Here is a 20,155-nt window from a genome sequence, read left to right on the forward strand (position 1 = left end):
CACTCTTCCTGAGGAAAAATTGCTGAAATCATACTTATTGATTAATAATAATACGCTTTAATACCTTATCTGCCATTGAACTTTAGCTTATTAAACTTTGGGATAGTGAGTATTGGCAGGGCGTAGAGAGGTTTTTGAGGGTGGAAAGGACCGCGCCCCTCGCCTTTAAAGCGAGGGGCAAAGGCGATGATTATTTGTGCTTTTTTACGCTGCGCTGAATTTTCAGTTTGCTTACAATGCTGATTAAGTTGCTCACATTAAATACTGTGCCGAAAATACTGCCTACAGAAAAAGCATAAATAAGCCCTAGCGTTTCCGCGACAAGAAAAACTTTGCGAATTGTGTGTGTATCACGAATGACTAACGAGCCGACGGTAAATATAAGGGAAGACGCGTAGGCAATAAAAATAATCCAGGGATGTGACAATACAAACCACTCGTACAACAAGAAACCTACATTAACCCCGACAAATAAAAACAGTATGCCGTTGCTACGGTATTTAATCGCAATAAAATTTCGCAAACTCGCGAGTAACGTGCCAACACCTGCAGCCATAGCATCAAGCATAAAGAAGTGAGCACTTAGCGCGGCCAGTGCAAAAGCAGAAATAAGCAAGTAACGGTCGACGTTATTTTGTCGATAGCCGATAAAATTAAGAATGACAGCAAGCGCTCCAAACGCTTCAGCGACAATGAGCATGAAAAAGTTCTCTTGTTAGAATTTTAAATAAAATGGTTTACACAAGTTTTTAAACTCAGTGGTATACGCGTTGTCCTGTGTACGTATAACAAGGTGCTCTGGTAGCACTTCTCTCATTTTATGCCGGCTAAATCGCATGGCACATAGATAGGGTTGGCTTTGACTGTTGTGCTTCACATGTAGTACCCGCGAGAGGTGCAACTTGTGTGTAGCGGCACAATTTATTACTTCAGTTAATGATGAGTGCGGATAAACACAGTAGACCACACCCTCATCAGCTAAATTTTTGGCGCAAAAGCGAAAGAAATCACTTGGACTTAAATTCGTGGTTTGCCGAGCAACGGTTCGCGCACTCGTTTGCAAGCGATAAGCATTTGTCTTTTTCGTGTTTGCGTCGAAATAAGGTGGGTTAGCAATTATCACGTCATAAGGTTGTGATGCATTAAATTGTGTGACATCACAATGAATAAGGCGCAATCTTGACGACCACTTTGTATTGGCAAAGTTTAGTGATGCTTGTTTTGCAGCGTTATCATCAATTTCAATCGCATCAATAAACGCCTTCGTGGGCGAGTTTTGCGACTTTTGCGCCATCATCAGGGCCAATATTCCCGACCCTGTTCCAACGTCAAGAATTGAGCTTGCGGCATGAACATTAGCCCAACTTCCCAATATCATGCTATCGGTATTGACCTTCATGGCACAATTATCTTGCGCCACAGAAAACTGCTTACAATGAAACATGATAGAACTACCACACTTTATAACTGATATTAGTGACTTGCTTTCCAAAAAGCCTGTTTGTCTACTACGCACTAACTTCAAATACGCGGTACTATTCTACCACTTTTGCAGAGACATCATATTCCTAGCAACGTCAATAGCATGAACAGGACGATACTTTTTTAGTGGTCCTTTCATTACTGTTTGCCATATTGGCGCCGTTTTCTGTGCAATATCTTCAAGAAAGCGTGATTCATTGCGCTCCCCGAGTAACAAAGAGGGGCGAACGGCAGAGGCGTGCGGAAGTTGAGGCATGCGCATTATGGCGTTTTCTAGCTCCCCTTTTACTCGCAAATAAAAATTACTGCTTTTAGCATCTGCACCCACTGATGATATCCACACAAAGCTATCAGCGCGTTGTGCTCGTGTTAACTGCGCCGCAACGTGCACAAATTCAAAGTCAACACGGCGAAACGCTTGCTTTGAGCCAGCTGTCTTCAGAGTTGTTCCCAAACAACAGTACACGTGATTAACACTAAAATACCCCTGATAGTCCTGCAGATTATCGAAATCGATAACAACTGGTTTTAACCTTTTATGAGGGTCATTAAACATCTGCGCCGATAGCGGTTTTCTCACTAAACAGGTGATTTCTGTATAACGCCTATCTTGTAAAAGTATATTTACAAGCGTTCGTCCCACCAAACCTGTCGCTCCTAGCACGATTGCGGTTTTCATACTTCACACCTTGTATCATTAACTGGTTTCTCTACAATCAAACCTTCGACAGGTAAATATGCAGATAAAAATGAAAAAAGCCCTTTTGATTGGAGCCGCTATGCTCTCTACTGCTTTAAACGCTGAAACGCTCACTATTGAGCGTATTTTCTCTTCTCCCTCGTTAGATGGCAACGCACCGCGTTCATTAAAGGTATCCCCCGATGGACAACGCGTAACCTTCTTAAAAGGTAAACAAACCGATTACGAACGTCTCGACCTATGGGAATACCACATTGAAAGTGGTGAAACCCGCATGCTATTCGACTCTAATGATTTATCTAGCGGCGAAGAAGTTTTATCAGACGAGGAAAAAGCGCGACGCGAGCGTATGCGTTTATCGGGTAGCGGCATTGTAAGCTATCAATGGTCTGATGACGGTAAAGCCCTTTTATTCCCGCTAGGCGGTGATGTATTTTATCACAAGCTCGGCGAGAAAGGCGCAAAGCAACTACTTGATACCGACGCATTCGAAACCGATATCAAACTATCGCCCAAAGGCAACTACATTTCATTTATTCGCGACCAAAACCTATACGTAAAACATATTGCGTCTGGCAAAGAAATGGCTATCACTGAAGAAGGTGGCGGCAACATTAAATTCGGTATGGCCGAGTTTGTTGCACAGGAAGAAATGGGCCGCATGACAGGCTACTGGTGGTCTGGCGACGAAAGTAAAATTGCTTTCACTAAAGTGGATGAAAGCCCGGTTGAAGTTATTACCCGTTCAGAAATTTATGCTGACGATATCAAACTTATCGAGCAAAAATACCCTAAGGCAGGAACGCCGAATGTTGTGGTAGAACTCGCGATTCAAGACATTAATACCGGCAAACGTACGTGGGTTGACCTAGGCGAAGATAAAGACATTTACTTTGCACGCGGCAAATGGATGCCAAATAGCACAACGTTTACTTATCAATGGCAAACCCGCGACCAGCAAACGCTAGAGCTTCGTGCATTTGACCTTTTGTCAGGCAAGCAAAATGTGCTACTGACCGAAACCAGCAACACTTGGGTTAACCTACACGACGACCTTTATTTCTTAAAAGATAAGAGCCAGTTTATTTGGGCATCAGAGCGCGATGGCTATAAGCATCTTTACCTTTTCGACAACAACGGTAAATTAGTTAAACAGCTAACAAAAGGCGACTGGGTGGTAGATGATGTTGAAGCTATCGACCTTGCTAACAATCAACTTTACTTCTCTGGCCGCAAAGACACACCATTAGAGAGCCATGTTTACAGCGTCTCTCTAGATGGCGGTGACATCAATCGCGTGACGGAACTTGGCGCCTATCACAGCGCAGCGTTCAGTAAAGATGCGTCAATCTTTATTGACCGCTTCTCTACCATTAATTCACCTGCTCAAGTTAGCCTAAACGACGCATCTGGTAAGCGTATTACATGGCTTGAAGAGAATAAGGTTGATAAAGGCCACCCGCTTTACGCCTACATGGACAGCTGGACAGCGCCTGAATTTGGTGACATCACCACCAAAGACGGTGCAACACTTAAATACCGCATCTACACGCCACAAAGCGCGAAAGAAAACCCGCAACAAAAGCACCCTGTTATCGTTTACTTATACGGCGGCCCGCACGCCCAAGTAGTGACGAATAGCTGGGCAGGTAATCGCGGCTTGCTTTTCCAACATTGGGTAGACCAAGGATATGTGGTATTTACGCTAGACAACCGTGGTTCAAACTATCGTGGCAAAAGCTTTGAAGATCCAATCTATAAGAAGATGGGCTTTATTGAAGTTGATGACCAAGTAGCAGGCGTTGAGTTCTTACGCACACTGCCATTTGTTGATGCTACGCGAATTGGTGTACACGGCCACAGTTATGGCGGTTACATGACGCTTATGACCATGTTCAAAGCAAGCGATTACTTTGCAGCAGGCGTGTCTGGCGCGCCAGTAACGGACTGGCGTTTGTACGATACGCATTATACAGAACGCTACATGGGCAACCCTAACACCGACAATGATGCATATATTGCATCGTCAGTATTCCCTTATGCGAAAGACTTAAAAGGCGACTTGCTTATTTACCACGGAATGGCTGACGACAATGTGCTGTTTACCCATTCAACAATGCTATACAAGCATCTGCAAGACTTGGCTATTCCATTTGAAACCATGGATTACCCGGGTAAGAAACACAGCATTCGCGGAAAGCAAACGGGTATTCACTTATACAAGACAATAACCAATTTCTTTGAAAGAACGCTAAAATAGAAATAACTAGATGATATATAAGGGTATAACTGAAATTTATCGTTATACCCTTTTTTTTGCGTATTAAACTTTATAATAATTTTTTGCTACAAGGTTTGTTAAATTTTTCTTCATAGTGTAGGTTCGAAAGTGAGCATTTTGCTTACCCACTGTAAAAAACAAATATAAAAGTGGGATTAAACAACAGGTGGAACAGAGTGGTACCTATGAAGAATAATAAATTTACCCCTTCTCTTATTGCGGCTGGTTTGGCACTTTCAAGCTTCAGCGCTCTTGCAGAAAACGACCGTTACATTATCCAAGTAGACAACAACGCAAAAGGCATTGTGAAAGCAATTGCGAAGCAATCTGGTGCGGATATTCACGTGGATGCGGACGGCTTTATTGCAGCAACATTTAGCGGTAAGTCGCTAGATGACGTAAAAGGTATTTTGAATAACCCACACGTTAAGTTAGTCGAAGCAGACTTAGTACGTAAGCCTATGGCCCTGTACAACGATGATGCGGGCAACCCCGAGCAAACCCAGCTTACTCCTTACGCAGTATATCAATCACAAGCCGATCAAGTAGCATTTAACAGCAATGCTGGCATGAAAGTATGTGTTATAGATTCAGGTTTAGACTCATCTAATGCTGACTTTAACTGGGCAGGCATTACTGGTGACAACGATCCGGGTACTGGTAACTGGTTTGATAACGGCGGCCCACACGGTACACACGTTGCGGGCACAATCGGCGCTGCAGATAACGGCTTTGGTGTTGTGGGTATGGCACCGGGCGTTGATATGCATATCATCAAGGTATTCAACGCAGCAGGTTGGGGTTACTCATCTGACTTAGCACATGCTGCTCAGCTTTGTTCGCAGGCAGGGGCTAATATCATCAATATGAGTCTTGGTGGCGGTGGTGCAAACTCTACCGAAGAAAATGCCTTTAAAGACTTCGTTGCTGCAGGTGGTCTGGTTGTAGCGGCTGCTGGTAACGATGGCAACAGCGTGCGTTCATACCCAGCAGGCTACTCTTCAGTCATGATGATTGGTGCAAACGATGCCGACAACAACATTGCTGATTTCTCTCAATATCCTTCATGTACTTCTGGTCGCGGCAAGCGCGTAACCACAGATGAAACCATCTGTGTGGAAGTTACCGCTGGTGGTGTTGATACGCTTTCAACCTATCCAGCAGGCGGCGCCTCACTTTCAACAATGAGTGCAGATGGCGTTGGGTTCGCTTCATCTGCGATGGAAAATACAGGAAACGCGTCAGCGTCTACTTATTTCTTCGGATTGGGTGACAGTGTTGATGCAAATGCGGCAGGCAAAGTGTGTGTCATCGACCGTGGTAGCGTGTCGTTTTATGACAAAGTTAATAACTGTGAACTTTCTGGTGGCGTAGGTGCGGTTGTTGTTAATAACGAACCGGGCATGCTTTATGGCACACTGGGTGATACCAACGATACAAGCATTCCGGCAGTCGGCGCTGCATTTGAAGATAGAAGTGCTCTAGTTGCCGCAAGCACTATCGATATTTCTATTGGCGCAAGCGATTACGGTTACATGAGCGGTACATCAATGGCGACACCAGCAGTAGCAGGTATTGCGGCATTGGTATGGTCTAATCACCCTACATGTAGCGGTGAAGAAATTCGTAGCGCGCTGAAAGCAACTGCACAAGATGCAGGTGCCGTAGGTAAAGATGACTTCTTCGGATACGGTATTGTAAAAGCTGCCGATATGGACGCTTACCTTACTCAAAATGGTTGTGCTGGCGGTGACGGCGGTGGCGACAATGGCGGCGGTGATACAGGCGGTACGGGTGACCTAACGCTGAGCGCTACAGGCTACAAAGTAAAAGGTACGCAACGCGTAGACCTTTCTTGGGCAGATGCTACATCATCAAATGTTGATGTTTATCGCAACGGCAGTGTTATTGCGACAACAGCCAACGATGGTGCTTATACTGATGCCTTGAATGTGAAAGGCGGTGGCTCTTACAGCTATCAAGTATGCGAGGCAGGCACTACGACCTGTTCTGCAACAGTAAATGTTGTCTTCTAAGGCACATTATTATAGATCACACTAAAAAGCGGGCATGTAGCCCGCTTTTTTATTATTCGAATCAGCCCTATTAAGCAAACAATTGCGTTGCTAAGTTTTTCTGTACAGCTTGCGCTGACGATGCGCTCAATTCAATTTCGATAGCGTCAGCTTTTCCTGAAAGCCATATTTTGAGTTCTGCATCCGTATCGAAGTGCCCCGCAGTCTCTACAATAAACTGCGTAATCGATTTATACGGAATTGAATGATAGTTCACCTTGCGTCCTGTCAAACCTTGTTTATCAATAAGGATAAGACGTTTATTAGTGAAAACACTTAAGTCACGGACTAGTTTAAATGCCGACGTCACCACTTCATTGTCTGCAAGGATTGGTGACAATTCTTCCTGAACGTCCGAGGCATCCGTCTCACTGGCATTTCCCATGATAGTATCAAATAAGCCCATATTAATTTCCTTCTAGGCAGAGGCAAGTTTTACTCGCCATTGAACTCGATGCGCAAGTGGCTTGGGTTTGTCTAAGGCAAAACCCTGCCCATAATCGACCTTTAACTCACGAAGCACATCTGCTGTTGCTTTATCAACAACAAATTCAGCCACAGTTTGTTTACCCATACTATGCGCAATATTATTTATCGCAGTTACTGTAGCATGATCGATTGGATCGTGAACAATGTTTCGCACAAAGGAACCGTCAATCTTTACATAGTCTACGTCTAGGTTTTTAAGGTAAGTAAACGAAGACATACCCGCACCAAAATCATCGAGTGCGAAGCTACAACCGATATCACGCAGCGTCGAAATAAAGTGTTTGGCCGCGTTAAGGTTAGTTACCGCGGTAGTTTCTGTGATCTCAAAGCAGATTTTTTCAGCAGGTACACTCGTGCTTTGAAGGCGCTGTGTAATTTTATGCAGCGCCATTTCGTCACCTAGGGTAATGCCCGATAAATTGATCGCGACTTTTCCTACATTGTCGATATGAGCAGGGTTTTGCTCTAGTGTTTTAAGCGTATTCTCCACTACCCATAAATCCACTTTATTCATCAGACCATGACGTTCAGCGAGCGGTATAAATAACCCTGGGCTTACCAAGCCTCCCTCGTTTGAATTAAGGCGCAATAAAATTTCGTAATGTTGGAGCTGTGAAGTATGTGCACCGTCAGGCACAGACAAAGGCATTATGGCTTGGCTATACAATTCAAAGCCATCGTTTTGCAGCGCACGATGAAGCGCGTGCAGTACCTGATTTTCACTATCGTCAATCGCCATTTGACCATCGCTTTCCCTGTACACAAAGTAACGATTGCGACCTAAATGTTTTGCCTTATAGCAGGCGTTATCAGCCGCTTTAATTAGCGCTTCTGCACTTGTTGTGCTGGTGTTTATCTCAATAACACCAATGCTGGCACCAACAAAAAATAGTTTATCATCGTACACAAAGCGGTAGTTAGAAATCGCAATAAGCAGTTTATCAAGTACCTTTGTAACGTCGTCTAAGCGTTGATTTCTAAAGATAATACAAAACTCATCACCACCAATACGTGCCAACAGGTCTTTGCTATTTACATATTGCCTAAATATGGTAGAAATTTCTTTTAGCAACTTGTCGCCAGCGGGATGGCCGCAGCTGTCATTAACCAGCTTAAAGCGGTCCATATCAACAAAGCACATTACACTTTGCTTCACCTGTGCACCGCATTGCTCATGCAGTGATATCGGCGTGATATTAGTACTGGGGGACGCGCTTGCTTTGTCTTGTGTTAAGTCGCTTAACAACGAACGAAGCTGTGCGTCAAAGGCATAGCGGTTGAGTAGCCCTGTAAGTTGATCGTGATTTGCCTGAAAGTACACCTCTTCTTGCAGAGCGAGTTCTTTGGTTACGTCGCGAGCAATACCTTCCACGGCAATCAGCAAGCCATCTTCATCTAAAATAGGCGTGTCGGAAAACTCGATAATATGATCATGTCCAGATTTACCACGATAGTGAACTAAATATGGCTCTGGCTTTTCGCCTCGTGCAATAGTCTGGCGTATCTCAAATGTTTCGTCAGGCACTTGCCTTACAAATTTAGACTCATCAGCACAAAAATCTTTGGTGTTGTAACCCAATATATCTTCAATACCTGCACTCACATAAACAAAGCTGTGCTCGGCAGTTTTGGTGTAAACAAAGTGACGTTGCATGCCGTCCACAAGACGCCGATAGCGCTCTTCGCTACGCTTTAAATCTTGCTGTGCTCTAAAGCGCTCGGTGACATCGCGTATGGTTATCGCAATGTTGCTGCCCGCCTTCACCACTTGCACCTTGAGCCATTCTGGCGCGACCTTATCGGATGTCGCTGCAATATGTGCTTCATAAGGTACGCCTGTGGTAGCGACTTGAGTAACATGTACAAAGTCGCCGTCAAAACATAGGTAGCGCATCTGTTCGGATAGCGTCATCTCTTTCAGTTCGTCGCATGCGCCTCGAAATAGATATTTGCTGTAGGAATTCGCTTCAACCAACTGAAAATCATCAGCTTTGGGTTGATAGATAAGTAACGCATCAAGAGAAGCCTCGCTGGCAGTGAGATAACGCTGCTGACTAGCCGAAAGCTTTAGGGCGCCTTTGAGTTGTTTGTGAAACACGTAACTGACTAAGGCAGACATCAGTAACCCTATCACAATGACCAACATTCCAGGATTGTAAGGGCTAAGTTGAGACTGCATCGACAGCACTAACTGGCGCTCAATAAAAGGAAACGGCGAAAGCGACACAATAGTACCATCGCTAATCAGTTCACCGCTCTTAAATAACAAACTGTCATCAGCAATCATCTCAAAGTTAAATTGAGGCCCCACTAGCTCTCCTAGCATTACTCCTAAAATAGTCTGAACATCGAACCCTGCTACCACATAGCCATGTTCAGGCTCTTGCGGACTGATGGCGCGGCCAACCAATATATGGTGATGGTTGGTCTTTTCAGAAAAAATAAGCGTGCTTTCCAGTGATTCAGATAAGTTGGCGATAGTTAAACCCAATGCATCCATAGGTAGGCCTATAAGTGCATTATCAATGCGTGTTCGCATACCTAAAGACGGTGTGGCGACCCACTGTATCGTGCCCTTCTCATTTATGAAGACCAGAGAACTAAACCCTTTTTGCATGCCCATTAGTGACATAGCCTGCGCATTAAACCAATCAACCTGATTAGGTTCGAAGGTAGGCCAATTCAGCATTAGGTTGTTAATAGCTTGAACCCGTTCGGTTGAGAATACTTCTAAGCTAATTTTGACTTGTTCAGCAACAGACTGTGCTTTGGAAATTCGTGCCCGCTTTTCATCTTCTTGAAGATAAATCCCTGCGGATAAAAACAATGTACTAAGGAATATGAATAACATCGTCGGTAAAGCATAAACGCGATGATTTATTCGTTTTAACATGGGGGACACTCGTTGAACTCTTGCGTGCAAAGCATACGCGAGAAATATGAAAATATTATGAATTGTCCTATTTACAGTGATAACGTAGGACTCATAAATAAAAAAGAGCGCTAGTTACATGAATTCAACGTCTTCAATGCCTACGTTCGAGAGCATTAAACAGGCTTTTGAGCGAATAAAACAACACGTAAAACAGACGCCTATTGTCGAATCAAGCTTACTTAATGAGTGGATGGGACAGCGTATTCTGTTTAAAGCGGAATGCCTGCAAACCATAGGGGCTTTTAAGATCCGCGGCGCAATGAATTTTCTCGCCCGTTTAAAAGAAGAAGGCCGTTTGCCGAAATACGTAGTAGCCAATAGTTCTGGAAATCATGCCCAAGCCGTTGCTTATGCGGCAGCACACTTTGGAATAAAGGCGACCGTATTTGCAAGTGAGAACATATCCCCTATAAAAGCTGCCGCAACACAAAGTTATGGTGCAGACCTCAAACTTTTTCCAACCCGTATCGAGGCCGATAATGCCGTAAAAGAAGCGGCAAAAGCGAGCGATACGGTATGGATGCCACCGTTTAATCACGAAGACATAATTGCCGGTCAAGGCACCGCTGCACTGGAAGCCCTCGAGGAAGTTGGCCATGTTGATGCTGTATTTGCTCCGTGTGGAGGTGGAGGGTTGCTATCTGGCACTTTACTAGCAACTAAAGCACTACAACCTGACGCCTTAGTAATTGGCGCTGAGCCTGCCGCTGCAAACGACGCATCAATGTCGCTGCAAGCCGGAGAAATTATTGCGCTTAAAGAAGCGCCAACCACGCTCGCTGACGGCGCTGCCACTCCGTCGGTAGGTGACATTACCTTTCCCATTTTACAAGAGCTTGACGACTTTTATGAAGTAGACGAAATTCAAATCGCTTACTGGACACAATGGCTTCATCATTTATTAAAACTGCATATTGAGCCCACCTGTGCCATGACAATGGCGGCTGTAGCGTCTTGGGCAGCGAATACGCCTAAAGGGCAAACTGCGCTGGTCATACTATCTGGCGGAAATATAAGTCAAAGTGCAATGGCTAAAATTTGGGAACGCGACTTTTTACTGCAGCCCCCCATTTTAGATACCGACGATAACATGGAAGAAGAATAACGATATGAGTACAACTCCCTACCCGACAACCACTCAAGTAGCACTAAGTGGACTTAATTCGATAAGACAATCTTGCTTAGCGCGCGCATCTATTTTGGCGCTGAGTGTTTGTTTAGGCGCCCTATCAAGTGTTACTCATGCAGCAACGTTAGTTAATAATGTCAAAGGGTACACGCTTGATAATGATGGCAAACTCATGACCTTTTCGAACTTGGTGATGGAAGACGGCAAAGTTGTAGCGCTAAATATCTCACCTGAAAAAGACAACGCCAAATATGATATCGATAGCACTATCGATGGTGACGGAAAAGTGATGCTTCCTGGGCTTATTGATGCTCACGGGCACTTGCTTGGCCTTGGCGCGAATCTACTTGAGGTGAATTTACGCGACAGCAAAAGTGCACAAGATGCCGCCAGTATGGTGGCTGATTACGCCTTTGCTAACAATACGCAGTCGTGGATAACAGGCAGAGGGTGGAACCAAGAGCTGTGGTCAGACAGAGCATTTCCAACTGCCGCCGATTTAGACAAAGTGGTATCAGACCGCCCTGTATTTCTTACCCGTGTTGATGGCCACGCCGCTTGGGTAAACAGCAAAGCCATGGCGCTAGCTGGGATCACCAAAGATACCGTTTCGCCGGTTGGTGGAGAAATAGTTAAAGATGCAAATGGAAATCCTACGGGCATTTTTATTGATAATGCATCGTTGTTGATTGAAGAATATCTGCCTAAAGCCAGCAATGCGATATATGAGCAGCAACTGCACGCAGCAGGTGAGCACTTACTATCAAATGGCATCACATCGATGCACGATGCGGGTGTAAGTAGAGATGTTTACGACTTCTACCTAAAAGAAGCTGTAGAGGGCGACTTACCTGTGCGCATTTACGCTATGGTTAGCGCGACAGATCCCGAGCTTTCTACCATGCTTGGCAATGGTGTAATTCGCGATAAACAAGATTTCTTGTATATTCGCTCAGTAAAAGCGTATGGCGATGGCGCCTTAGGAAGTAGAGGTGCTGCACTACTTGCCCCTTACTCAGACGCGCCTCATCAGCACGGTTTGTTGTTAACGCAACCTGAAGATATGACACAGCTTTTCACAACCGTTATTGGTGCAGGTTTTCAGCTTAACTATCATGCCATTGGCGATAAGGCTAACCATGTTGCGCTGAACGAGTTTGAGTCGACCTTTGACACTATTGGCGGCAGTGAACTTCGTAATCGCATTGAGCATGCACAGGTTATTGCCCCAAACGACCTTGCTCGTTTTGCCTCTTTGCGCGTTTTGCCATCAATGCAGCCTACCCACGCAACGAGCGATAAGAACATGGCTGAGGATCGCATTGGAAAAGACAGAATGAAAGGCGCTTATGCATGGAAGACACTGCTTGATTCAGGTATAGCGTTGCCACTGGGCTCTGACTTCCCCGTAGAACTTGCTAACCCCTTCTACGGTCTTCATGCCGCGGTTACCCGCCAAGACCGTAACAATCAGCCCGTAAAAGGTTGGTATGCTCATGAGGCGCTGACCATCGAACAAGCGTTTAAGGGCTTTACTCTGGATGCCGCATACGCCGGCCACATGGAAGATACCCTTGGCACACTAACGCCAGGAAAATGGGCCGACTTTATCCTTGTGGACCAAGATATTTTTACTATTGATGCTAAAGATATTTGGAAAACAAAAGTACATGCTACTTATGTGGCAGGCAAAAACGTATTTGAAAGCAATTAATACTGTATGCGACATTCTGTTTCGAACGCTGGCTTGTTGAGCCGCGGTATTGGCGGCCTTGGCGCCGCCTTGTTAGTTTTAAATGGCTTAATTGGTGCAGGTATTTTTGCGCTGCCCGCTAAGATGGCTGCCGAACTTGGCGCATTTAGCCCGTACATATTTTTGATTTTCGGTGCCCTTATGCTCACCGTTGTATGGTGTTTTGGGCAACTTGCAAGCCTGTATCAAGAAACGGGTGGCCCTGTAGTGTATGCCAGAAAAGGATTCGGTGATGCCGCTGCCTTTCAAACGGGTTTTATTTACTATCTTGCTAGGGCAACGGCAATTGCCGCAAATATGCATGTACTCTTGCTGTATGCGGGATATTTATGGCCTGAGCTGAATACAGGCATTGGTAAATCTATCGCCATCGTTGTGATAACAACAGCGTTAATTACGGTGAACATTGTGGGCTTAAAAGCCGCAATGCGATCACTAGATACACTCTCGTTAGTAAAGTTACTCCCTTTTGTCGTGCTTATTGCTGTGGGTTATTGGCAACTAGACCTCAGCGTGTTTAATACATCTCAAGACAATGCACTTGTGATCCCAGCGTTGGATACTATCTCAGCCGGTGCGCTTTTAACCTTATATGCGTTTATCGGGTTTGAAACCGTTGTAGTGACAAGCGGCGAAACAAGCTCGCCAAAGAAAACTATTCCGCGCGCATTAATGTTCACTGTGGCCAGCATCGCCTTGTTTTACTTCTGTGTACAATGGCTTCACTGGCATACCGTTGGCACACAACAGCAACTTGAACCACAACAAAATGCACCACTTATCACGCTGGCTAACATCATATTCGGCAACACTGGAGCGCTGGTCATGACATTTACAGCGGTAGTGTCAGTGGCAGGAAACCTTCTGGCTAATATGATTTCTACCTCGCGCTTAACCTACTCTATGGCGCACCAATCTCTGATACCTGGCAAGTTAGGGAAAAATGGCCTAGGTCGCGTGCATCAGCGGTTTGCTACACCGCACATATCTATACTGGTCTTGGGTATTTTTGCTGGGATCATGGCATTAAGTGGCAGCTTTGTATGGCTTGCTATTGCCAGTGTACTTGCAAGACTTGTCGTATATGCAGTGTGTATTGTTGTGCTTATCCGTGCTCAGCACGAACTCACTCAGTCACCCACTATAGTTAATCGTCTACTACCTTTTGTAGCGCTCTTAGTATGCATCTGGTCAATCACACAATCTTCGACAAGTGCATGGCAGTTCTTACTTGGTGAACTTGTAGTAGGAGCGCTTCTCTATACTATTTGCAGCAGAACTCACGTGCGATAATGCAGCCAAAGGCTAGCGATGTATAATGCTCGATATTGATTTCGCAATATAAAAAGGTTTTTACGTGGAAATTGCCGTTATTCCTGTTACCCCCTTTGCCCAAAATTGTTCACTAATTTGGGACCCATCGACCAACAAGGGCGCATTTGTCGACCCCGGTGGTGAGACCGATAAACTGATCGCGGCAGCATCAGCGCGCGGAATCGATATAGACAAGATAATACTCACCCATGGTCACCTTGATCACGTGGGCGGCACAGTAGCAATAGCCGAGCATTATGGCGTACCGATTGTAGGCCCACATATTGGTGATAAATTCTGGTTAGATGCATTGTTACAACAAAGCCAAATGTTTGGGTTCCCACCCGCTGAACCGTTCACACCGCATACATGGTTAAACGACAATGACTCAGTTCAAGTAGGAAACCTTTCCCTTGATGTCCTGCATTGTCCGGGCCACACCCCGGGGCATATTGCACTGGTTGAGCGCGCGAGCAACAAGGTCATTGTGGGGGATATTATTTTCGCAGGCTCTATTGGCCGTACCGACTTTCCTCAAGGCAATCATCAACAACTCATCGATTCGATAAACCAGAAAATCATGGTATTACCTGATGATATGATTATTTATCCGGGACATGGGCCAACGACAACCGTTGCTAAAGAAAAGTCATCAAATCCCTACGTATCGGGAAGGTTTGGTTAAATCGAAGATTTAGATAAATCAAAGGTTTGGTTATATGAAATAATGCGTGTTGCACTTTGCATTTCGCTTTGTTCAGCAAAGCTCAACACGCACTCTGTAATATCGGCTCTGTGCTTATTCGTAAGCGCCGCTGGCATAGTGTAATTCATAGCTGTGGCTATAAATTTCTAGAATATTGCCAAATGGGTCTTCCATGTAAATCATACGATATGGCTTTTTACCCGGGTAATAGTAGCGAGGGGCTTTCATACGCTTTTTACCACCCGCGGCAACGATCTTTTCAGCTAACCCTTCCACATCTGGGTCTTGAACACAGAAATGGAAAATACCAGTTTTCCAGTACTCGAAATTATCCTCTGGGTCCTCTTGGTTACTAAACTCAAAAATTTCTACACCTACGCGATCGCCAGTTGAAAGATGCGCTATGCGAAACTTCCCCCACCCTGGGCCAAACACATCAGTACACATCTCCCCGATGGCCGAGTCATCTTCAACAATTTCAGTTGGCTTCATAATCAGATACCAACCAAGTACTTCAGTGTAAAACTTCACTGCGGCTTCCAGATCAGGTACTGAAATACCTATGTGCGAAAACGTACGTGGGTACGGTGTCTTTACTGCTTCAGTCATAACTCACTCCTGCGGTTTTGCTTAATTGAAAGTGCATTTATGCTAGCTAGACATACAGAAAATATGAAATTATCATTAATTCTCAAATTGATAATTTAAATTTATACCTATGCTCAATCCAACATGGTTAGATACGTTTATAACGCTCGTAGAGACCGGAAATTTTACGCGAACAGCCGAGCAACGATTTATGACGCAGCCCGGCGTAAGCCAGCATCTTAAGAAACTAGAAGAAGCATGCCGATGCGAACTAGTCGTGAGATTAGGTAAAGGCATTCAGTTGACTGAACAAGGCGGACGGGTTTATGAGTATGCTTGTGCCCAAATAAACAAAGAACAAGACTTTATCGAGAGCCTGCAGTTTGATGCGCCGTTCGAAGGTAAATGTGTGGTAGCGTGCTCTGGTGCGATAGCGCAACGTATCTACCCTGCATTACTTAAATTACAATCAATTCATCGCGCCCTGACCATTCATGTTGAAGTTGCACCTCGACGTACTATCTTACAGGGCATTCGAGACAACAGTATTGCCCTTGGAATAGTGACCAATAGCCCTAGTACAGAAGATATTGACTGCACCTATGTAGGTGAGGAAACACTCGCGCTTATACTCCCCAAAACAGCAATGCCAATAAAGGGCAGCAAAGACGGTAACCCAATCCCTATTGATAGGCGATTAAACCAGCTTGGATTGATCAATCATCCCGATGCGATGCACTACTTACAGCGTTACATCAAAGACAGTGGCGAGGAAAAACTTGCAAGCCTAAATCCAAACAAGCTGCCTCATTCAGGCTATATCAACCAGTTGTCACAAATTCTTCTGCCGGTCAGTGAAGGGCATGGATTTACAGTGCTCCCAAAAAGCACGTTAGCATACACCCATGTTGCAAGTAAGTTGACGGTTCATGATGGTCCAAATGAGGTAACAGAGCCGCTATACTGTGTGCAAACACCGCATAGTTCACTACCCGTCCGCTATCAACTGATTAAAGATACACTGCATGACGTGTTGTCATAGTGAATGTCTAGTGTATTGCAGCTGGTATTGGATTGTCATTTAACAGCTTGAGTGAAGAGAAGGGTCTGGTGACACCATTTCAGATTCTTTTTTGTGTTCGGGTACATCAACTTTACCACGAGCAATCACTTCGCCCTCTTGCCACAGTTTCCACTCACCGCGTTCATAAATGTCCCATTGCTCATCATTGGTTAGCGGCTCGGTAGCGATGATGCTTACCACATCTTTAGGGGTAGTTTCAGCGGCAAAATCAATTTCCACTTCGACATCTTTAAGGCATGCAGGGCCAAAAGGTGCCCGACGCGTAATACTAGCAAGTTTGGTACTGCAAAACGTGAACAGCCAGTCGCCGTTACTCAATAAGCAATTAAAAACGCCTTGTTGAGCATAACGCTGCGCTAAAGTAACGAGTGTTTGTGCAAGCGCTTCTGGCGCTGTATCACGAGAAAGGTTTTGCCGCACATTATTCATAATATCGCAAAACAAAGCTTCGCTATCGGTATCCCCGACTGCTTCATATACTCCGCTTGAAGGCGTAAATTGCGGAAGTTGCCCATTGTGCGCAAAAACCCAATATCGGCCCCATAACTCACGCGTAAAAGGATGCGTATTAGCAAGATTAATATTGCCAACATTGGCTTGCCTAATATGACAAATTGCGTTTTTACTCTTAATCGGCAAGGTTGATACAAAATCGGCGATGGGCGATGTGGCACAAGGTTCAGGGTCATGAAACATTCGAACTCCCTTACCTTCGTAAAATGCAACGCCCCAGCCGTCTTTGTGAGGGCCGGTTTCACCACCACGGCGGGTTAGCCCTGTGAAACTAAAACACAAATCTGTAGGAGTATTGGCACTCATGCCTAAAAGTTCACACACAGCCTATTTTGCCTTCATATCAGTTAATAACTATAGTCTGCCAGAGCATACGCAAGGTATGTCTACTAATCAATTCGTCCTTAGAGTGAACCGACAAGTCCCCAGAGATTGTTCAAAATAGGTCTTTCGCAAACGAATTGGCCGTAAATGGAAAAAACCGTCAAACTATTTTACACCACTCAATAGGAATAGCGAAAATATTCAAATTATTCATAAACTTAAAAAATGGATCACAATTTGCTTCTGGCAGAAAATAAAAATACATGAAGTCACCCACAAGGTATATGTAATGAACAAGTTACTTTCTGCTTTTTTGCTCCTCGTAAGCTTTTCAAGCTCAGCAAGCATGATTACTAGCGAATCACTTAACTTTGATTACCATCAATACGTTAACTCTAGTGGCACAACCACTGACTCTACCGTTCAAAACCTATATATCAATGGTTTTGATTCATCACTTGGTAATTTGCTAAACGTTACTATTGAGCTTGACTCAACATTGACGTTATATAAGAAAGTAAGTGGTTACACTTCTAATGTGTGCCTTTTCGGGTGTAGTGTGAGTGCAAATGCTAAAGGCGAGCACAGCGCAGACTTTCGTATTTTTGAAAATGGAGCTGGATACTTTTACTTAAACGACAATGACCGCACGCTGAACATTTCCTGTACTGGTTCTAGAGATAGTTGTTCACAAAGCAATACGCAAACTTACGATTATGACCTCAGTCTGAATGGATTGGCGTTAAATGATACTAGCTACTTTGAGCAAGCACGCTTTCTAATTACCTTAATAAACTCTGTAAAATTCACTCAATGTAAGGGGAACGAGTGCTATTACAATGCCAACGCACGTTGGAAAGGTAACATCACGGTAAGCTATGAATATGAACCTGCGACAACCGTTTCAGCGCCCACGACGATGCCAACGCTGTTAATCGGCATGCTACTGCTATTTGTTTCAAAGCGTAAAAGACACGCTTAATATAAAACGATAAAGGAGCCAACATTAGTTGGCTCCTCGTTAAACTAGCATCTCGACTTACACTTTTTATTGGCTAACTTTGGCCTTCGTTTGCTCAACTTCCATTAAATATCGAGAGTTGTCGTTCTTTCCCTCTTCAATTTTTCCTTTGGGCTTGTGCTGCGTGGTTGTGCCGTTTAATTCAAGTGCAGCGCCATCTCTTACATTTTTCTGTACAGTAATGGCGGCGAACAAACTTAATGTAAACGCCATACCAAAGAATCCCTTCTCGCTAAGTAGTAGCTCGGCATTTATTAGCCCGATAACCAAGAGCACTATTGCACTTGCTACCGCTACGCCTGAGGCTAAAAAGTAAGCTTTGGTACTTGGAACACCTTCCATTTTATCTCTGACTGTTTTCTGCAAGCTGATCACCGAGAATAGTCCAAACAACATAATGGTGAAGTAGTACCCTTTCTCATTGAGTGCCATTGGCGCGTTGTATAGTCCAATGAAATATGCACCTACACCCACAACTAAGGCTACAATCGACGCTATTCGAAATGCTTTTGTTGGTTTGATACTTTGCTGCATGTCTTTCTCCTAAAGAATTTCCGTTTTACCACTTTGTGTAAACACTACCGCATGACTTGCAAGGTCATATTTATCCATGTAACGCGCTAGGCTGCCAAACGTTGTGGTTTCAATTTTTCTGCCGTGATCTCGGGTTGTTATTCCGTCGCTAAACATACTAGCCAAACCAAGTTTCGCTCGACTCATATGCACTTTTTGCGCTTCAAAGTACGCTTTTGCATTCACTTTTAATTGCCCGACGTCAGTGGTTGAGTACACTGCTGCATTCAAAACATCTAAAGTGTATTCGGTACAATTTTGTCGTTCACTATTGAACGGGTTAGCGATGACCGAATAGCGCGGGTTGTGTAACAATTTAGCTTTATCTTGCAGATACATTTCTACAAGTGCCTCTTGCACCTCTTGTGTGGGGATGATGATCCCGGCCTCTAATGCATATGCCGCCCAGAAGAAATCGACCGGATAATCCGTAACAAGATGGCTAATATCGGGTTGATCTGCATCTTGATATAAATTGTGAATGGCATAGCCCTTTGCGATATCACCATTATCTAGTTCAATGTTTGAGTAGATGGCAATCGCTGTATGTGTAAAGCGTATGCCATTTGGCAAATCTTCTGCGGGTCTCCCACGTCTGGCAATAATAAATGCTCTTGCCCCCTCAGCGGCAGCGTACCTCTCTACCGATTTTGAAAACTGTGCTATGGCTTCAGGTGTAAAGTTGGGTTTGCCTGTTTGTTCACTTCCAGCATAAACAGGCCCAACAGCTACAGAACCCAACACCATTATGAATAGTAAAAAGCGTTTCATACCGTCACCTATCGCGTGGTGGTTGTCGTGACTTTTACTTTGTTTGGCGCAGGGTCTGCCGTAATAATGGTTTCGGTGATCACCAAGGGACCATTGTGATGAGTATTACTTGTATGTGAATGTCTACTTTGTGCTATCGAATCTGCACTTTCTGCAATCACACTTCCCGTTGCGAGAACCACACTGCCGGTAACGATAATTGGGGCAGCTACTACTGCGCTGGCTACTGTTGCGGCAGAGGCTAGGCCTTCAGACGCAGCGAGTACGCTATGCTTACTTGCTTTACCACTGTGCGTTACTGAGTCATCAGCATAGACAGCGTTGACACAAAGAGCACTGCTCAACGCAGCGACTAACATCAATGTTAATGGTGTATTTTTCATATCACTCACTCCTAAGGTGGAAAGCTAAAATGTT

Annotated in this window: 18 protein-coding genes; 8 read left to right on the forward strand and 10 right to left on the reverse strand. The window is 44.5% G+C overall.

What is annotated here, in order from left to right; translation table 11 throughout:
- Positions 1-190 precede the first annotated feature (190 nt).
- The 3 genes from JN178_RS16740 to JN178_RS16750 form a co-directional block, all read right to left on the reverse strand.
- Positions 191-700 carry a YgjV family protein gene (locus tag JN178_RS16740; protein WP_202262517.1) on the reverse strand — a complete coding sequence of 170 codons (510 nt, stop codon included), beginning with the start codon at positions 698-700 and terminating at the stop codon, positions 191-193.
- 15 nt (positions 701-715) lie between these two features.
- Complete coding sequence (locus JN178_RS16745) at positions 716-1,420, reverse strand: tRNA1(Val) (adenine(37)-N6)-methyltransferase (protein ID WP_232369604.1); 705 nt, start codon at positions 1,418-1,420, stop codon at positions 716-718.
- A 120-nt stretch (positions 1,421-1,540) separates the two neighbouring features.
- Positions 1,541-2,161 carry an NAD(P)H-binding protein gene (locus tag JN178_RS16750; protein WP_159627797.1) on the reverse strand — a complete coding sequence of 207 codons (621 nt, stop codon included), beginning with the start codon at positions 2,159-2,161 and terminating at the stop codon, positions 1,541-1,543.
- 70 nt (positions 2,162-2,231) lie between these two features.
- Between JN178_RS16750 and JN178_RS16755 the strand changes: the two genes are divergently transcribed.
- Both JN178_RS16755 and JN178_RS16760 read left to right on the forward strand, forming a co-directional pair.
- Positions 2,232-4,442, forward strand: a complete 2,211-nt coding sequence (locus tag JN178_RS16755) for a S9 family peptidase (RefSeq protein ID WP_202262518.1) — start codon at positions 2,232-2,234, stop codon at positions 4,440-4,442.
- 206 nt (positions 4,443-4,648) lie between these two features.
- Positions 4,649-6,499, forward strand: coding sequence for a S8 family serine peptidase (locus tag JN178_RS16760; protein WP_202262519.1), 1,851 nt, complete (start codon positions 4,649-4,651; stop codon positions 6,497-6,499).
- A gap of 70 nt (positions 6,500-6,569) precedes the next feature.
- Here the strand turns inward: JN178_RS16760 and JN178_RS16765 are convergent, their stop codons facing one another.
- Positions 6,570-6,944: a PH domain-containing protein gene (locus JN178_RS16765; RefSeq protein ID WP_159627791.1), complete on the reverse strand. Its 375-nt coding sequence runs from the start codon at positions 6,942-6,944 to the stop codon at positions 6,570-6,572.
- Between the two features lie 12 nt (positions 6,945-6,956).
- A complete protein-coding gene (locus JN178_RS16770) occupies positions 6,957-9,920 on the reverse strand; it encodes a putative bifunctional diguanylate cyclase/phosphodiesterase (protein WP_202262520.1) in 2,964 nt (987 codons plus the stop codon).
- Between the two features lie 118 nt (positions 9,921-10,038).
- Here JN178_RS16770 and JN178_RS16775 point away from each other — a divergent pair, with 118 nt between their 5' ends.
- The 4 genes from JN178_RS16775 to JN178_RS16790 all read left to right on the forward strand — a co-directional run bounded on the left by JN178_RS16775 (position 10,039) and on the right by JN178_RS16790 (position 14,843).
- Positions 10,039-11,067: a serine/threonine dehydratase gene (locus JN178_RS16775; RefSeq protein WP_232369605.1), complete on the forward strand. Its 1,029-nt coding sequence runs from the start codon at positions 10,039-10,041 to the stop codon at positions 11,065-11,067.
- A 4-nt stretch (positions 11,068-11,071) separates the two neighbouring features.
- On the forward strand, positions 11,072-12,805 hold the full coding sequence (locus JN178_RS16780) for an amidohydrolase (RefSeq protein WP_202262521.1): 1,734 nt from the start codon (positions 11,072-11,074) through the stop codon (positions 12,803-12,805).
- A gap of 6 nt (positions 12,806-12,811) precedes the next feature.
- Positions 12,812-14,137 (forward strand): APC family permease, encoded by a 1,326-nt coding sequence (locus JN178_RS16785; RefSeq protein ID WP_202262522.1) that lies wholly within the window; start codon positions 12,812-12,814, stop codon positions 14,135-14,137.
- 64 nt (positions 14,138-14,201) lie between these two features.
- On the forward strand, positions 14,202-14,843 hold the full coding sequence (locus tag JN178_RS16790) for an MBL fold metallo-hydrolase (protein WP_202262523.1): 642 nt from the start codon (positions 14,202-14,204) through the stop codon (positions 14,841-14,843).
- A 114-nt stretch (positions 14,844-14,957) separates the two neighbouring features.
- On the opposite strand, the gene JN178_RS16795 is transcribed toward JN178_RS16790, so the two are convergent.
- Positions 14,958-15,473 carry a lactoylglutathione lyase family protein gene (locus JN178_RS16795; RefSeq protein WP_202262524.1) on the reverse strand — a complete coding sequence of 172 codons (516 nt, stop codon included), beginning with the start codon at positions 15,471-15,473 and terminating at the stop codon, positions 14,958-14,960.
- A gap of 109 nt (positions 15,474-15,582) precedes the next feature.
- Between JN178_RS16795 and JN178_RS16800 the strand changes: the two genes are divergently transcribed.
- Positions 15,583-16,494 carry a LysR family transcriptional regulator gene (locus JN178_RS16800; RefSeq protein WP_202262525.1) on the forward strand — a complete coding sequence of 304 codons (912 nt, stop codon included), beginning with the start codon at positions 15,583-15,585 and terminating at the stop codon, positions 16,492-16,494.
- Positions 16,495-16,533: 39 nt separating this feature from the next.
- Here the strand turns inward: JN178_RS16800 and JN178_RS16805 are convergent, their stop codons facing one another.
- Positions 16,534-17,373: a class II glutamine amidotransferase gene (locus JN178_RS16805; RefSeq protein ID WP_202262526.1), complete on the reverse strand. Its 840-nt coding sequence runs from the start codon at positions 17,371-17,373 to the stop codon at positions 16,534-16,536.
- A 289-nt stretch (positions 17,374-17,662) separates the two neighbouring features.
- Here JN178_RS16805 and JN178_RS16810 point away from each other — a divergent pair, with 289 nt between their 5' ends.
- A complete protein-coding gene (locus JN178_RS16810; protein ID WP_202262527.1) occupies positions 17,663-18,355 on the forward strand; it encodes a choice-of-anchor E domain-containing protein in 693 nt (230 codons plus the stop codon).
- Positions 18,356-18,421: 66 nt separating this feature from the next.
- On the opposite strand, the gene yiaA is transcribed toward JN178_RS16810, so the two are convergent.
- From yiaA to JN178_RS16825, 3 genes are read right to left on the reverse strand one after another with little or no spacing between them, the layout of a single operon-like run.
- Positions 18,422-18,928, reverse strand: a complete 507-nt coding sequence (gene yiaA, locus JN178_RS16815; RefSeq protein WP_232369606.1) for an inner membrane protein YiaA — start codon at positions 18,926-18,928, stop codon at positions 18,422-18,424.
- 9 nt (positions 18,929-18,937) lie between these two features.
- A complete protein-coding gene (locus JN178_RS16820; protein WP_202262528.1) occupies positions 18,938-19,738 on the reverse strand; it encodes a DUF2145 domain-containing protein in 801 nt (266 codons plus the stop codon).
- An 8-nt stretch (positions 19,739-19,746) separates the two neighbouring features.
- On the reverse strand, positions 19,747-20,121 hold the full coding sequence (locus JN178_RS16825; RefSeq protein ID WP_202262529.1) for a hypothetical protein: 375 nt from the start codon (positions 20,119-20,121) through the stop codon (positions 19,747-19,749).
- Positions 20,122-20,155 lie beyond the last annotated feature (34 nt).

Source organism: Alteromonas sp. KC3 (assembly GCF_016756315.1).
GTDB lineage: Bacteria > Pseudomonadota > Gammaproteobacteria > Enterobacterales > Alteromonadaceae > Alteromonas.